Here is a 14,626-nt window from a genome sequence, read left to right on the forward strand (position 1 = left end):
TTTCGACGTGGACCCATTGAACGCGGAAGACCCGGTCAGCATCGGCCCGTTCCGTCTGCTCGGCCGCCTCGGCGTCGGCGGGATGGGCCGGGTGTTCCTCGCGCGCTCGGCCGGCGGCCGGACCGTCGCGGTGAAGGTGGTGCACGCCGAGCTGGCGGCCCAGGACGAGTTCCGGCGCCGGTTCGCCCGCGAGGTCGCCGCCCTGGAGCGGGTCGGCGGGACGGGCACGGCGCCCGTACTCGGCTCGGACACCGCCGCCGACGCGCCGTGGGTGGCGATCGGGTACGTGGCCGGGCCGTCGCTGCGGGTCGTGGTCGGCGACGAGTTCGGGCCGCTGCCGGCCGCGACCGTGAAGGCCCTGGCCGCCGGGCTCGCCCGCGCCCTCGTCCACATCCACAGCGCCGGGCTCGTGCACCGCGACCTCAAGCCGTCCAACGTGCTGCTCACGGTCGACGGGCCCCGGATCATCGACTTCGGCATCGCCCGCGCCGTCGACACGGTCGCCGACGGCGGCAACCTCACCAGCACCGGGGCGGTCGTCGGCTCGCCCGGCTTCATGTCACCGGAGCAGGTGCGCGGCGAGCACCTCACGCCCGCGTCGGACATCTTCTGCCTCGGCTCGGTCCTCGCGTACGCGGCGACCGGCCGCTCCCCCTTCGGTACGGCGGACAGCGGTGTCCACGCCACCATGTTCCGCATCGCCCACGACGAGCCCGACCTGACGGATCTCGCGCCCGAGCTGTCCGGCCTCATCCGGGCCTGCCTCGCCAAGGACGCCGCGAACCGCCCCTCGGCCGCCGAGATCGCGGAGACGCTGCCGGTGCCGGACCCCTGGCTGCCGGCGGACGTCCTGGCCCGCCTGGGCCGGCACGCGGCGCGCCTCCTGGAGGCGGAGACGGAGGCCGTGACGGCGACGGGGGCGCGGTCGGGGGCCGGGTCCGTCGTGGCCGGGTCGGCCGGGGCCGGCGGCGGCGCCACCGGAGGCCTCGCCTCCGGGGATCCGACCCCGCCGCCTCCCCCGCCGTCCACCGCCTCCACGGCTCCGCAGCCGCCCGTACGGCGCCGGGGCCGCACCGCCCTCGTCGCCGGCCTCGTGGCCCTCGCGGTGGCGGCCACGGCCGGTCTCACGTACACCTTCTGGCCCGACCCGGACACCGGCCGCGACGCGCAGCGGAACAAGGCGAAGGGCGACACCGGCAGCGTCTCCGCCCGGCCCGCGGGGATCGTCCCGGCCGCCTTCCTCGGCGCCTGGGAGGGCATCCTCCAGGGTTCCCCCGACCACCCGAGGGAGACCACCCGGATCGAGATCTCCCAGGGCGCGGCCGGCGCCAAGAACGCCGTCTACGTCCAGGTCACCGAGAACCGGCTGTGCATGGGCCGGTCCCGGCTCGTCTCGGCCGACGAGGACAAGGTCGTCCTCGGCGAGTCCGACGTGACGACCAGCGTGCCCGCGCAGCGCTGCACCCCCGCCGCCCACCAGACCCTCACCCTGCGCTCCCCCGACGTCCTGGAGTGGACCTCGGGCGCCGCGAAGGCCACCTTCCGCAAGGCCCCCACCGGCACCGAGGTGGTCCCCGCCCGCTTCCTCGGCCGCTGGTCGCGCATCCCGGCGCCCGAGATCTACGGCGAGAACGACGACCGGTACACCTCCCAGGTGACGATCACCCAGGGCCCGGTCGGCGCACCCGTGGTCAGCGTCATCAACGGGTACCCGCGCATCGTCGACGGCGTGCCGACCTCCGAGGACTGGTCCTGCGGCACCACGGCCGTCCTCGCGGGAGTCGGCAACCTGCTGATCATCGGCCCGGCCACCCGGGACACCAACGCCTGGGACCGCGAGTGCCAGGAGGGCCTGTCCGGCTACATGGCCGTCGACAAGCTGAAGGGCAAGGACCGGCTGCTCGTCTACCCGATGCTCGACGGCGAACCGAACGAGTACTACCGCTCCTGAACCCCCCGCCCGGCCGCGGCGCGGGCATAGGCGTGGACCAGAGGGCGGGTGTCGTCCGCGCGCCAGGCGAGGGCGAACCGGCTGGGCGTGACGCCGTCGACGGGACGGGTGACGACGCCGCCACGGGTGAGCAGCGGCGCGTTGCCGGCCGCGACCAGACAGATGCCGAGCCCGCCGACGAGCGCCTCGTACGTCTCGTCGGCGCTGGCGATCTCCCCGCCGATGACCGGCGGGCGGCCGCCCCGGGCGTCCAGGGCCAGCCAGTGGTCGCGCAGTTCGGGACCGCTGTCCGGCAGGGCGAGGAACGGCTCGTCGAGGAGGTCCGCGAAGTCCAGCCGCTCACGCGTGGCGAGGGGGTGGCTCTCGGGCAGGGCGACGAGCCGGGGTTCGGCGGCCACGACGACCCAGCGGAAGCGGTCCGCGCCGATCAGCGGAAGCCAGACGAAGGCGACGTCGCTCACCCCGTCGGCGAGCCCGGCCGTCGGATCCTCCCACCCCACGTGGCGCAGCTTCAGCCGGGCCTCCGGGTGGGCCTCGGTGAACCGGGAGCGGATCGCGGGCAGCAGACCGCCGCGCCCGGGGCTCGTGCTCATCCCGACGACCAGGGTGCCGTCGGCGGCCTCGCGGGCGCGCCGTACGGCCTCGTGGCCCGCCTCCCATGCGGCGAGCACGGCCCGGGCGTGCGGCAGCAGAGCCGTACCGACGGGGGTGAGGGCGACGCCCTGCCGGTCGCGGTCGAAGAGGGGTGCGCCGAGGAGGCGTTCCAGGGCGCGTATCTGCTTGCTGAGCGCGGGCTGTGAGACGTACAGCCGCTCGGCGGCGCGGGTGAAGTGCAGCTCCTCGGCCACGGCGAGGAAGGAGCGCAGATCCCGTCCGTGGACGTCGGTGATCGTCATGCCCATGGGTTATCACGACAGGTCTTGGACGGCCAACGCCATTGCGACGCAGGCTTGTTGTGTCACGCCACGGACCACACACGACGAGGGAGTACGGACATGGGCAAGGTCTGGCTGATCACGGGCGCCAACAGCGGTTTCGGGCGGGCGTTCACCGAGGCGGCCGTCGCGGCCGGCGACGTGGTCGTCGCGGCGGCCCGCCGCGTGTCGAGCCTGGACGACCTGGTCGCCGCCCACCCGGACCAGGTGGACCCGGTCGCGCTGGACGTCACCGACACGGCGGCGGTCGACCGGGTCGTCGCGGAGGTCGTCGAGCGGCACGGGCGCGTCGACGTCCTCGTCAACAACGCGGGCCGGACGCACGTCGGTTCGGTCGAGGAGACGGACGACGCCGAGCTGCGGTCCCTCTTCGACGTGCACGTCTTCGGCCCGGCCGCCCTGACCCGCGCGGTCCTGCCCCACATGCGGGCCCGCCGCTCGGGGGCGATCGTGCAGCTCAGCAGTGTCGGCGGGCAGATGTCGATGGCGGGCTTCGGCGCGTACAGCGCGACCAAGTTCGCGCTGGAGGGCATGTCGGAGGCGCTGGCGGCGGAGGTCCGCCCGCTCGGCATCGACGTCCTGATCGTGGAGCCGGGCGCGTTCCGCACCAGCCTCTTCGGCAACCACAGCCTGAGCGGGGACGGCATCGCGGACTACACGGACACGGTCGGCGCGACCCGGACGTACGTGGAGACGGGCGGCGGCACGCAGGCCGGCGACCCGGCCAAGGCGGCGCAGGCGGTCCTCGCGGCCCTGGACGCGGAGGAGACCCCGCTGCGCCTCGCCCTCGGGGACGACTCGATCGACACGATCCTGGGCCACCTGGACCAGGTTCGCGCCGACCTGGCCGCCTGGGAGAAGGTCGGCCGGGACACGAAGCTGGACGGGTAGGACCGGACCGGCGCGCCCGTCGGGGCGTCAGCAGGGACAGGCCGAGGGCCCGCACCCCGACGAACGGGGGTGCGGGCCCTCGGGCGTACCGCCTACAGGAACGAGTTGATCTCGATCGTCTCCGTGCGGCCGGGGCCGACGCCGATCGCCGAGATCGGCGCGCCCGACATCTCCTCCAGCGCCTTCACGTAGGCCTGCGCGTTCTTCGGCAGGTCCGCGAAGGTCTTCGCCTTGGAGATGTCCTCGGACCAGCCCGGCAGCATCTCGTAGATCGGCTTCGCGTGGTGGAAGTCGGTCTGCGAGTACGGCAGCTCCTCGACGCGCTTGCCGTCGATCTCGTACGCGACGCAGACCGGGATCTGCTCCCAGCCCGTCAGCACGTCGAGCTTCGTCAGGAAGAAGTCGGTCAGGCCGTTGACCCGGGTCGCGTACCGCGCGATGACCGCGTCGAACCAGCCGCAGCGACGGTCACGGCCGGTGGTGACGCCCCGCTCGCCGCCGATGCGGCGCAGCGCCTCGCCGTCCGCGTCGAACAGCTCCGTCGGGAACGGACCGGCGCCGACACGGGTCGTGTACGCCTTGAGGATGCCGATGACCCGGCTGATCTTCGTCGGGCCCACGCCGGCGCCGGTGCAGGCGCCGCCCGCGGTCGGGTTCGAGGAGGTGACGAAGGGGTACGTGCCGTGGTCTACGTCCAGGAGCGTGCCCTGGCCGCCCTCGAAGAGAACGACCTTGTCCTCGTCGAGCGCGTTGTTGAGGATGAGGGTGGTGTCCGCGACGAACGGCTTGATCTGCTCCGCGTACTGGAGCATCTCCTCGACGATCTGCGCGGCGTCGATGGCGCGGCGGTTGTACAGCTTGGCGAGCAGCTGGTTCTTGCCCTCCAGCGCCGCCTCCACCTTCTGGGTGAGGATCGACTCGTCGTACAGGTCCTGGACGCGGATGCCGACGCGGTTGATCTTGTCGGCGTACGTGGGACCGATGCCACGGCCCGTGGTGCCGATCTTGCGCTTGCCGAGGAACCGTTCCGTCACCTTGTCGAGGGTGACGTTGTACGGGGTGATCAGGTGAGCATTGCCGCTGATCAGGAGCTTCGACGTGTCGACGCCTCGCTCGTTCAGCCCGCTCAGCTCGGAGAGCAGGACCGCCGGGTCGACGACGACACCGTTTCCGATCACCGGGGTACACCCCGGCGAGAGGATTCCGGAAGGGAGAAGATGCAGCGCGTACTTCTGGTCGCCGACGACGACGGTGTGGCCGGCGTTGTTGCCGCCCTGGTAACGCACTACATAGTCAACGGATCCACCGAGGAGGTCGGTGGCCTTTCCCTTGCCCTCGTCACCCCACTGAGCACCGAGCAGCACAAGTGCGGGCACAGGCGTACACCCCTTCCGGGTGGGGCATGTCCAAGGTCAGGGGCATACGCCGCCTCACCGGTGTGCCCCGGAATAGACGAAGCCCCTGGCGCAATAGCGCAAGGGGCTCTTGCACAAAGATGCTACCCGAGGAAGGACCGAGGTGTCGGATCACGACCAGCTGCTGGTCATCGTCGACCCGGTCGCCCGCCGAAGTGACGGCGAGTCCGTACGGATCGCGAAGGATGTGCTGTCCGCGGGCGCGGAGGCGAAGATCTGCCTGCCGGGCACTCCGGAGGAATTCTCCCGGGCCCTGGCCCGGAGGGGTTCCCGGCGCCTCGTGGTGCTCGGGGACGACCGTGCCCTGCTGCGGACGGTGGCGCTCCTCCACCGGGACCGGGAGCTGTCCGGGGCCGCCCTCTCCCTCGTCCCGATCGGGCCTCCCGACGCCCTGGAAATCGCCCACGCCCTCGGCGTGCCGCGCTCCACCCCGGCGGCGGCCCGTGCGGTCCTCGACGGGGCGGCTCGGCCGCTGGACCTGCTCGTCGACGACAGCGACGGGGTCGTCCTCGGCGACCTCCTGGTGCCCGCCGCCCCCGCGCCGTCCTCGGCGGCCCCGTCCGTCTGGGGCACCTGCCGCTCCCTGGTCCGCACCCTGGTCCGCCCGGCCCCTGCGGGTCTCGTCGGCCGCACCCACCGGCTGCGGGTGGAGGCGGACGGGGTGCTGCTCAGCGATGTCGGCACCCCGCTGGAGAGCCTGACGGTCCGCTCGGTCGCCGGAACGGCCGAGGTGACCGTCCGCCCCTGGTCCGCCCCGGCCCGGCAGGCCACGGCCGACGTCCTCACGGTCTCGGGCCCGGACTTCCGCTACCGCGCGGACGGCCGCCTCACGGGCCCGGTCCGCCGCCGGACGTGGACGGTCAGGGCGGGGGCGTGGGGACTCGTCCTGCCCCGGGACACGGCGGCCGAGCGGCGGGAGGCCCCGGCCGTCCTGCGGGAGACTGCAGCCGGCCTGAGGGAGACTCCGGCCGGTCGGCGGGAGTCTCCGGCCGGTCGGCGGGAGTCTCCGGCCGGTCGGCGGGACGGCCGGCCTCAGGAGTCGGGTCGCGAGGCCTCGTAGGCGGGGGCCTCTGCCTGGGGCTCGGAGGGTCTGACCACGACGGGCCAGGTGGGGCCAGGCCGCCGGGACCCGCTGACGTGATGTTCCTGCACGACGGAGGTGCTCACGTCGGAAGCGAGACGATCCGCCACGCGACCATGCCGGCGGCTCCGGTCGCCGGGGTGATGTCGATCGGCAGCTGCGCCGACGCCTTCTCGACGCGCCGCGACGCCGGTACCCCGTCGCACGGCACGGTCTGCGGGCCCTTGTCCGCGACGACGACCTTCACGGTCCCCGTGCCGTCTCACACCTCCACGAGCAGCTCTTCGAAGCCGCGGATCACATAGCCCGGCTTCCACGTCGGTTCGGCCGTGAGGCGCAGGGTCGGGGCCTGGCGCAGGAGCTCGGCGAACACAGCGGTCAGTTCGAGGCGGGCGAGGGGGGCGCCGAGGCAGTAGTGGATGCCGGCGCCGAAGGTGACGTGGGGGTTGTCGGTGCGGGTGAGGTCGAGGGTGTCGGCGGTGGGTCCGAAGCGGGCCGGGTCGCGGTTGGCGGAGCCGAAGAGCAGGGCGACCTCGGAGCCGCGCGGGATGGTCACACCGCCGAGCTCGATGTCGTCGAGGACCCAGCGTTCGAACATCTGGAGCGGGGTGTCGTAGCGCAGAAGTTCTTCCACAGCTGTGGACAACTTTTCGGGATCCGGGCGGACGCCCTCCCTCAGGAGCGTCCACCAGCCGTTGACCGTGGTGTTCACGGTGGCCTCGTGGCCCGCGTTCAGCAGGAGCACACAGGTGGAGATCATCTCCTGTTCGGTCAGCTCCTCCACCGCGATCAGGGACGAGATCAGGTCGTCCCCCGGCTCCCGGCGCCGCCGCGCGATCAGCTCCCGCAGATAGTCCGAGAACTCGATCGAGGCCACGACGGCCCGCCGGGCCGCCTCCTCCGACGGGTTCAGCTCGAACATGCCGCAGATCGCCGCCGACCAGGGCCGAAGCCGCCCCCGCTCCTCGTCCTCCTCCGGCACGCCGAGCATCTCGGCGATCACCGCCACGGGGAGGGGCTCGGCGACCGACGCGAGCAGATCGCCGCCGCCCGCCGCGACCAGGTCACCGACCAGACCGGCGGCGAGCCGCCGTACCGTCGGCACCAGGTTCTCCACCGTCCTCGGCGTGAACGCCTTCGAGACGAGCCGCCGGATCCGGGCGTGGTCGGCCGCCTCCAGATCCAGCAGCCCGTGGTCGTTGAGCGTGTGGAACGGCTCGTGCGCGGCGTCCGGCGGCTCCTGCCCGAACTCCTCGTGGGTGAAGCGGTGGGTGTACGTCCGCCCGAGCCGCCGGTCCCTGAGGAGCGCCGACACGTCCTCGTGGTGCGGGATCAGCCACTGCCGGGTGGGCGCGAACCAGTGCGCGCGGCCGGTGGCGCGGAGCCGGGCGTACGCGGGGTACGGATCGGCGACGAAATCGGCGGACCAGGGGTCGAAGGCGGCGTCAGCGGCATCCATGCCCGGACGCTACCCCCCACGGTCGCCGTCAGCCGCCGACCCGTCCCGCGACGAAGGCCGTCAGCCGCCGACCCGTACCAGGCCCGCCTCGTACGCGAACACCGCCGCCTGGGTCCGGTCCCGCAGCGCCAGCTTCACCAGGATCCGGCTCACATGCGTCTTGATCGTGGACTCGGCGACGACGAGATGGTCGGCGATCTCGGCGTTCGACAGGCCCTGCGCGATGAGGACGAGCACCTCCGTCTCCCGCTCCGTCAGCTCCCCGATCCGGGCCATCGCCGGCGGTCGCGGCGAGCCGCCCGGCGCCTTCGCGAACTCGGTGATCAGCCGCCTCGTGACGGTCGGCGCGAGCAGCGCCTCGCCGGCCGCGACGACCCGGACGCCCTCCGCGAGCTGCCGGGCCGAGGCGTCCTTGAGCAGGAAGCCGGACGCCCCGGCGCGCAGCGCCTGGTACACGTACTCGTCCAGGTCGAAGGTGGTCAGGACGAGCACCTTCGCGTCGGCGTCGGCGGCGACGATCTCCCGGGTGGCGTCGATGCCGTTCAGCTCGGGCATGCGGATGTCCATGAGGACCACGTCCGGACGGAGGGCCGCGACCTGCGCGACGGCCTCCCGGCCGTTGACGGCCTCCCCGACGACCTCGATGTCCGGCATCGCGCCGAGCAGCACCGAGAAGCCCTCGCGGACCATGATCTGGTCGTCGACGATCAGTACGCGGATCACTGCGCGGCCTCCTCACGGCTGACCGGGATGAACGCCGCGACCTCGTAGCCGCCGTCCGGGGTGTCCTCGGCCGTCATGTCCCCGCCCAGCATCGTCACCCGCTCCCGCATGCCGGTGATGCCGTGCCCGGCGCCCGGCGAGGGCTTCACGAGCCCGCGCGCCGGGCCGTTGGCGATCCGCAGCCCGAGGCCGCCGAGGACGTAGCTGACCTCGACCTTCGCCGCGGCTCCCGGTGCGTGCCGCAGCACGTTCGACAGGGCCTCCTGGACGATCCGGTACGCCGAGAGCTCCACGCCCTGCGGCAGCTCCCGCACCGCGCCGGTGACCGTCTTCTCGACGTCGAGCCCGGCCTCGGCGACGTTGCGGACGAGGGCGTCCAGGTCGCCGAGGGTCGGCTGCGGGGCGTCGGGGGCCTCGTAGTCCTCGGCGCGTACGACACCGAGGATGCGGCGCAGCTCGGTCAGCGCGGCGACCGCGTTCTCGCGGATCGTGCGGAAGGCCTGCTCCAGCTCCGGCGGCGGGTTCTCGACCCGGTACGGGGCGGCCTCCGCCTGGATGGCGACCACCGACATGTGGTGGGCGACGACGTCGTGCAGCTCGCGGGCGATGGTGGTGCGCTCCTCCAGGACGGTCCGCTTGGAACGCTCCTCGGCGGTGACGCTCTGCTGGGCGGTGACCTCGCGGGTCGCCTGGCGGCGGACCTGGATCACGGTGACGGTGAGCAGCGCGAGGGCCGCGACGAACAGCAGCGGGACGGAGTCGGAGCTGCGCCCCACGCCGAGGAACATCTCGGCGAACAGGGCGTAGGCCGCCGTCCCGGCCCACATCCACCCGGCGGCACGGGGTCCGGTGCGGGCGGCGACGACGGTGAGGACGACCAGGTGGGCGGCGAACGAGTTGTCCGCCCAGGGCCAGCCGCTCCAGTATCCGCCGCCGAGGACGGCGATGAACGGCGTGGAGGCGAGCGAGGCCCAGTAGGCGAAGACGGGCCTGATCAGGGTGGCGAGCACGATCGCGGGCGGCACCCAGGCGAAGACGAAGGCCGCCGCTCCGAAGCCGCTGTCGACCCGGTCGTATCCGATCAGGAAGATCACGAAGGCGCAGAAGGCGACGGTCGCGTGCGGGAGCAGGCCGAGGTAGAGGCGTATCCGCTCCGGCAGGCGTCGGACGCGCCCGTTGTTCACGTCCATCCGCGGCAGCGGCCGGTAGGCGAAGGCGTCGTGGAAGAGTTCCTGGCGCAGCCCCCCGAGGGCCACCTGCACCAGGCGGAACTCGGGGCTGCGGCTCGTCTCGGTGGGCTGTGTCTGAGTCACACCCAGAACGGTACGGGGGGCGCGGGCCGGGGTCGTCCGGCTCTGTACGGATCCTCCGGGCTCCCCCTTGAGAACTACGGGGTCCCCCGCGCGCCCGTCGGGACCCCGCGTCACCAGGCCAGCTGGGCGATCTCCTCCGCCACCACCGCGCACGCGTCCGCCGACGGGTCGATCAGGGGGAAGTGGCCGACCTCTTCGAGGAGGGTGAGGCCCACCGTCTCGCCGGCCTTCGCGGCGGCCTCGGCGTAGGCGTCGGCGACCTGGTACGGCACGTCGACGTCCTCGCGGCCCTGGACGACCGTCGTCGCGATCCCGGTCGGGAGCAGGGCGGAGGGGTCGGTGTACGCCGAGCGTTCCTCGTACGGGGACGGGCCGCCGAGCAGCTCGGTGACGGCGCCGCCGCAGACGCCCAGCTCGACGGCGCGCCCGAAGTGGGCGATCGGGGCGAGGGCGACGACGCCGCGCAGCGGGGGCGGGGCGGGCAGGCGCCACGGGGAGCCGGCGGGCAGCACGTGCCGGGCGGCGGCCCAGAGGGCGAGCTGGCCGCCCGCCGAGTGCCCGGTGAGCACGATCCGGCCGGTGTCGGCCTGCGGCAGGTGCGCGGCGGCCAGGTCCGGGACCGCGTCGAGCGCGGCGGCCACGTCGTCGAAGGTCTCCGGCCAGCGCCCGGCGACCGGGGCGGCGCCGCCCTGCCGGGGGATGTCGCTGCCGCGCCGGTACTCGACGTTCGCCACGGCGAAGCCCCGGCGGGCGAGGAAGTCCACGAACGGGGTCAGATGCCGCCGGTCGTAGGGGGCCCGCCAGGCGCCGCCGTGCAGGGCGACGACGAGCGGTGCCCGGGTCGCTCCGCCGCGCGGCGCGTAGAAGTCGATCACCTGGTCCGGGTGCTCGCCGTACGCGGCGGAGGCGTCGGGGGCGACGGCCGGGTGCGAGAACGCGGACGCCTCTTCGGCGGCACCGCGCGCGGCGGGATCCGGCATGCTGTTCCAACCTCTCGGATACGCGGCCGAATTGGCCTGACCTGCGGGGACGGTACCAGGACCGGAGCCCCCGCAGATCAGGCGATCATCGGACCGTCACACCTCAGGAGGCGAGGTCGGCCAGGACCTCCGAGAGGACCCGCGCCGCGCGTTCCGCGTCCGCGAACCCGACGTACAGCGGGGTGAAGCCGAACCGCAGCACGTCCGGCCTGCGCAGGTCGCCCACGACTCCGCGCCGGATCAGCTCCGCCATGACGGCGGAGGCGTTCTCGCAGCTCAGCGCGGTCTGGCTGCCGCGCTCCTCGTGCGCCTCCGGGGTCACGGAGCGGACCCGGCCCTCCGGTACGTACGCCCGCACGCACTCCAGGAAGAAGTCCGTGAGCGCGAGGGACTTGGCTCGTACGTCCTCGATCGCGACCCCGTCCCAGACGTCGAGCGACGCTTCGAGGGCCAGCAGGGAGAGGATGTCGGGCGTGCCCACCCGGCCCCGCAGGGCGCCCGCGGCCGCCTCGTACCCGGGGGTCATGGCGAACGGGTCGGCATGCGAGTTCCAGCCGGGGAGCGGCGAGTCGAAGGCGGCCTGGTGGCGCTCGGCGACGTACAGGTAGGCCGGCGAACCGGGCCCGCCGTTCAGGTACTTGTACGTGCAGCCGACGGCCAGGTCGACCCCGTGCGCGTCCAGGCCGACGGGCAGGGCGCCCGCGCTGTGGCACAGGTCCCAGACGGCGAGCGCGCCCGCCGCGTGCAGCGCGGCCGTGATGCCCGGCAGATCCTGGAGGCGGCCGCTGCGGTAGTCGACGTGGTTGACGAGCGCGAGGGCCGTGCGGTCGCTCACCGCGTCGGCCATGCCGGCCGGGTCGCACGCCACGATCCGGTGACCCGTCATCCGCGCGGCCGACTCCGCGATGTACCCGTCCGTGGGAAAGGTCGTCGCGTCGACGAGGATCTCGTCCCGGTGGTCGTCGCTCAGCCGGGCCGCCGCGACGACCGCCTTGAAGACGTTCACGCTGGTCGAGTCGCCGACCACGATCTGTCCCGGGGCGGCGCCGACGATCGGTGCGATCCGGTCGCCGACCCGCTCGGGGGCGGTCCACCAGCCGGACTCGTCCCAGGAGCGGATGCGCAGCTCGCCCCACTCGCGGGTGATGACGTCGGCCATGCGGGCGGGGACGTGGGCGGGCAGGGCACCGAGGGAGTTGCCGTCGAGGTAGACGGTGTCCGCGTCGAGGGCGAACTTCTCCCGGTGCTCGGCGAGGTCGTCGGCCGCGTCGAGGGCGCGGGCCCGGTCGCTGAGGAGGTCAGACATGGCTGCGCGCCGTCCAGAGCTCCGGGAACACGTTCTTCTGGGCCCGCTTCTCCAGCCAGGCCACGCCGGCCGAGCCGCCGGTGCCGGTCTTCGCGCCCATCGCCCGGCGGGTCGCCACCAGGTGGTCGTTGCGCCAGCGCCAGACGAGCTCCGCGACGTCGCTGAGGGCCTCGCCGAGGCGGACGAGCTCGCCGTTCTGGTCGGCCTCCGTGTAGATCCCGGCCCAGACGGCCTCGACCTCGGGGGACGGCTCGTAGCGCTGCGCCAGGTCCCGGCCGAGGACCTCGGCCGGGACGGGCAGGCCGCGGCGGGCCAGGAACGCCAGCACCTCGTCGTACAGGCTCGGCTCCTGGAGCGCCTTCTCCAGCTCGGCGTGGACGCGGGGCGCGCCCCGGTGCGGGACGAGCATGGACGCGGACTTCTCGCCGAGGAGGAACTCCATCCGGCGGTACATCGCGGACTGGAAGCCGGAGCCCTCGCCGAGCGCGGACCGGTAGGCGTTGAACTGGGCGGGGGTGAGCTGGGCGAGCGGGCGCCAGGAGTGGTTGAGGGCCTCCAGCTCGCGCACGGAGCGCTTGAGCGCGTCCATCGCGACGGGGGCGTCGTCCTCGCGCAGGGCGCGGCTCGCGGTCTCCCACTCGTGGACGATCACCGTGAACCACAGCTCCATGACCTGGGTGGTGACCAGGAAGACCATCTCGCCCGGGTCGTCCGAGCGGAGGTGCTGGAGGTGGGTGAGGACGTCCGCCTGGACGTAGTCCTCGTACGGCGTCGTGCCGGCGAAGTCCAGGTTCGGTGCGTCGGCGACCGAACCGGCTCCGGAATCGGGAGAACCCGGGAAGAGTGACATTGCTGTCTCCTCGATACGAACTACCGGGTAGCGGTCTGCTCCACCGCGTCCACGTCGTTCCGTGTGGCACGGGAGCCCCGGTCCCCTCGGGAGGCGCGCTTCGTCGCGCGTCGTCCCAAGCGCATCATGACACGATCGGCCCGGTGATGTAGTTCCCGTCTTCGTCATACGGAAATGCGTTCGATCGGCAGCCGTTCAGGCCCTTGATCTGCTGCATCATCGCGGGCGCGAGCTTGCCCGGACCCGGGCAGTCCATGTGCTGCCGGATGCCGATCTCGTGCCCGACCTCGTGGTTGATGATCAGGTGCCGGTACTCGGCGGGCGGCCCCGCGAAGGTGGGCGAGCCGAGCATCCAGCGCTTGAGGTTCACCACGACACCGTCGGTGGTCTCGCAGTTCAGCTCGCCGCGGGTGTCGAGGCCCTGCCGGGCGCAGAGCGCGTCGGCCGTGTCCGGGGTGGCGATCCGGATGACGAAGTCGGCGTCCTCCGAGACCAGCTGGAACCGGCCACGGCCGTGCGCGGCCCAGCCGCGCGGATGGGCCAGGATCCCCTGGATCTCCGCGGCCGTCTCGCGCGCGGAGAGCGCGATGCCGTTCTCGACCTGGACCCGGTAGCGGCGCAGGACACCGTTGTCGCCGACCGCGGCGCCCGAGGCCTGCGCCGTGGTGAAGGTCCCCGCGCCGGACTGCGGCACGGTGGGCTTCCTCGGCGTGGTCCTCGGGGTGGAGCGCGACTTCGGCGGCGTCGGCCGGGGCTTCGGCTTCGCCGTCGTGGCCCGGCGGGTCGGGGCGGCCGTCGTCGGGGCCGCGGAGGCGGTCGCCGGGGGCGCGGTGACGGGGGCGGGGAGCGGGGCGGCGGCGGCCGAGTCGTCCGTCACGGGGCCGTTGAAGTGGGCGAGGGCGACGCCGGCGCCGAGCGCGCCCGTCATCAGGACCAGGGTCGGCAGCGCGAGCCGGCGCGCGGGACCGCGTCGGTCTCCGCCCTTCCGCCCGCTCGGGGGCGTCCGTCTCCGTCCTGCGGGTGCGGCACGCTTGCCCACGTGAGTCTCTCCCCTGCGTCGGCCGGCGGTGGGGAAGAGGAGAGGGGCCTCGGAAACCGGCGTCTTCGGTCCTGCGGTCCCCGGGATCGTACCGGCCGCCTCGAACAGAATCGAACGGCACGGAAAGTCTGTCCGGATTTCCCCCTGCCCACCGGGACAGGGGGAACACGGAAGCGGAAAGTCGAGATCGGCCGAACGTTTCCGCCTAGGTCGGCCGAGCGTCTCCGCCGCGGCCGCACCGAACGTCTCCGCCTAGGTCAGCCGAGCGTCTCCGCCGCGGTCTCCGAGGAGTCCCGCAGGAAGGTCGTGCAGCGCTCGTACTCGTCCTTCTCACCGATCTCGCCGGCCGCGCGGGCGAGCGAGTGGAGGGCGCGCAGGAAGCCCCGGTTCGGCTCGTGCTCCCACGGCACCGGGCCGTGGCCCTTCCAGCCGTTGCGGCGCAGCGCGTCGAGGCCGCGGTGGTATCCGGTACGGGCGTAGGCGTACGACTCGACGACCGAGCCGCGCTCGTACGCGTCGTCGGCGAGCTGGGCCCAGGCGAGCGAGGAGGTCGGGTACTTCGCGGCGACGTCCGCCGGCGCCGTACCGTTCGCGAGCAGCTCGCGCGGACCCGGGTCGTCCGGCAGGTGGGTGGGGGCCGGTCCCCCCAGGAGGTTCTCGTGGATGGCCATGGGCCCAGTCTG

General features: G+C 73.3%; 14 protein-coding genes. 3 read left to right on the forward strand and 11 right to left on the reverse strand.

What is annotated here, in order from left to right; genetic code table 11:
- Positions 1 to 7: 7 nt before the first annotated feature.
- Positions 8 to 1,951, forward strand: a complete 1,944-nt coding sequence (locus AMK29_RS11040; protein WP_073811206.1) for a serine/threonine-protein kinase — start codon at positions 8 to 10, stop codon at positions 1,949 to 1,951.
- On the opposite strand, the gene AMK29_RS11045 is transcribed toward AMK29_RS11040, so the two are convergent.
- Positions 1,939 to 2,853 carry a LysR family transcriptional regulator gene (locus tag AMK29_RS11045; RefSeq protein ID WP_382615835.1) on the reverse strand — a complete coding sequence of 305 codons (915 nt, stop codon included), beginning with the start codon at positions 2,851 to 2,853 and terminating at the stop codon, positions 1,939 to 1,941. The genes AMK29_RS11040 and AMK29_RS11045 overlap by 13 nt on opposite strands.
- 93 nt (positions 2,854 to 2,946) lie before the next feature.
- Here AMK29_RS11045 and AMK29_RS11050 point away from each other — a divergent pair, with 93 nt between their 5' ends.
- Complete coding sequence (locus AMK29_RS11050) at positions 2,947 to 3,777, forward strand: oxidoreductase (RefSeq protein ID WP_073811208.1); 831 nt, start codon at positions 2,947 to 2,949, stop codon at positions 3,775 to 3,777.
- Between the two features lie 92 nt (positions 3,778 to 3,869).
- Here AMK29_RS11050 and AMK29_RS11055 read toward each other — a convergent pair whose 3' ends face one another.
- Positions 3,870 to 5,153, reverse strand: coding sequence for an adenylosuccinate synthase (locus tag AMK29_RS11055; RefSeq protein WP_073811210.1), 1,284 nt, complete (start codon positions 5,151 to 5,153; stop codon positions 3,870 to 3,872).
- A 142-nt stretch (positions 5,154 to 5,295) separates the two neighbouring features.
- On the opposite strand from AMK29_RS11055, the gene AMK29_RS11060 reads away from it, so the two are divergent.
- Entirely contained in the window at positions 5,296 to 6,252 is a 957-nt protein-coding gene (locus AMK29_RS11060) for a diacylglycerol kinase (RefSeq protein WP_241845281.1), read from the forward strand.
- Between the two features lie 103 nt (positions 6,253 to 6,355).
- Here AMK29_RS11060 and AMK29_RS36345 read toward each other — a convergent pair whose 3' ends face one another.
- The 9 genes from AMK29_RS36345 to AMK29_RS11100 all read right to left on the reverse strand — a co-directional run bounded on the left by AMK29_RS36345 (position 6,356) and on the right by AMK29_RS11100 (position 14,614).
- The gene (locus AMK29_RS36345) at positions 6,356 to 6,520 is read right to left on the reverse strand and encodes a hypothetical protein (protein ID WP_158071306.1); all 165 of its coding nucleotides are present in this window, start codon (positions 6,518 to 6,520) and stop codon (positions 6,356 to 6,358) included.
- A gap of 15 nt (positions 6,521 to 6,535) precedes the next feature.
- Complete coding sequence (locus AMK29_RS11065) at positions 6,536 to 7,732, reverse strand: cytochrome P450 (protein ID WP_073811213.1); 1,197 nt, start codon at positions 7,730 to 7,732, stop codon at positions 6,536 to 6,538.
- Positions 7,733 to 7,792: 60 nt separating this feature from the next.
- Positions 7,793 to 8,455, reverse strand: coding sequence for a response regulator (locus AMK29_RS11070; protein WP_073811217.1), 663 nt, complete (start codon positions 8,453 to 8,455; stop codon positions 7,793 to 7,795).
- On the reverse strand, positions 8,452 to 9,774 hold the full coding sequence (locus AMK29_RS11075; RefSeq protein WP_073812141.1) for a sensor histidine kinase: 1,323 nt from the start codon (positions 9,772 to 9,774) through the stop codon (positions 8,452 to 8,454). Before AMK29_RS11075 ends, AMK29_RS11070 begins: the two co-directional genes overlap by 4 nt.
- 104 nt (positions 9,775 to 9,878) lie before the next feature.
- A complete protein-coding gene (locus AMK29_RS11080) occupies positions 9,879 to 10,748 on the reverse strand; it encodes an alpha/beta hydrolase (RefSeq protein ID WP_073811219.1) in 870 nt (289 codons plus the stop codon).
- Positions 10,749 to 10,851: 103 nt separating this feature from the next.
- Positions 10,852 to 12,054, reverse strand: a complete 1,203-nt coding sequence (gene kynU / locus AMK29_RS11085; RefSeq protein WP_073811222.1) for a kynureninase — start codon at positions 12,052 to 12,054, stop codon at positions 10,852 to 10,854.
- Positions 12,047 to 12,904, reverse strand: a complete 858-nt coding sequence (locus tag AMK29_RS11090; RefSeq protein WP_073811224.1) for a tryptophan 2,3-dioxygenase family protein — start codon at positions 12,902 to 12,904, stop codon at positions 12,047 to 12,049. Before AMK29_RS11090 ends, kynU begins: the two co-directional genes overlap by 8 nt.
- A gap of 124 nt (positions 12,905 to 13,028) precedes the next feature.
- Positions 13,029 to 13,943, reverse strand: coding sequence for a DUF3152 domain-containing protein (locus AMK29_RS11095; RefSeq protein ID WP_073811227.1), 915 nt, complete (start codon positions 13,941 to 13,943; stop codon positions 13,029 to 13,031).
- A gap of 257 nt (positions 13,944 to 14,200) precedes the next feature.
- Positions 14,201 to 14,614, reverse strand: a complete 414-nt coding sequence (locus AMK29_RS11100; RefSeq protein ID WP_073811230.1) for a DUF3151 domain-containing protein — start codon at positions 14,612 to 14,614, stop codon at positions 14,201 to 14,203.
- Positions 14,615 to 14,626 lie beyond the last annotated feature (12 nt).

This window comes from Streptomyces sp. CB02261 (genome assembly GCF_001905665.1).
In the GTDB taxonomy this organism is placed as follows: Bacteria; Actinomycetota; Actinomycetes; order Streptomycetales; family Streptomycetaceae; genus Streptomyces.

What these genes read in the sequence shown, in the direction of transcription:
- AMK29_RS11080 (WP_073811219.1), bottom strand. Translation starts at nt 10,748, where the DNA reads ATGCCGGATCCCGCCGCGCGCGGTGCCGCCGAAGAGGCGTCCGCGTTC.
- kynU (WP_073811222.1), bottom strand. Translation starts at nt 12,054, where the DNA reads ATGTCTGACCTCCTCAGCGACCGGGCCCGCGCCCTCGACGCGGCCGAC.
- AMK29_RS11090 (WP_073811224.1), bottom strand. Translation starts at nt 12,904, where the DNA reads ATGTCACTCTTCCCGGGTTCTCCCGATTCCGGAGCCGGTTCGGTCGCC.
- AMK29_RS11100 (WP_073811230.1), bottom strand. Translation starts at nt 14,614, where the DNA reads ATGGCCATCCACGAGAACCTCCTGGGGGGACCGGCCCCCACCCACCTG.
- AMK29_RS11065 (WP_073811213.1), bottom strand. Translation starts at nt 7,732, where the DNA reads ATGGATGCCGCTGACGCCGCCTTCGACCCCTGGTCCGCCGATTTCGTC.
- AMK29_RS11050 (WP_073811208.1), top strand. Translation starts at nt 2,947, where the DNA reads ATGGGCAAGGTCTGGCTGATCACGGGCGCCAACAGCGGTTTCGGGCGG.
- AMK29_RS11045 (WP_382615835.1), bottom strand. Translation starts at nt 2,853, where the DNA reads ATGGGCATGACGATCACCGACGTCCACGGACGGGATCTGCGCTCCTTC.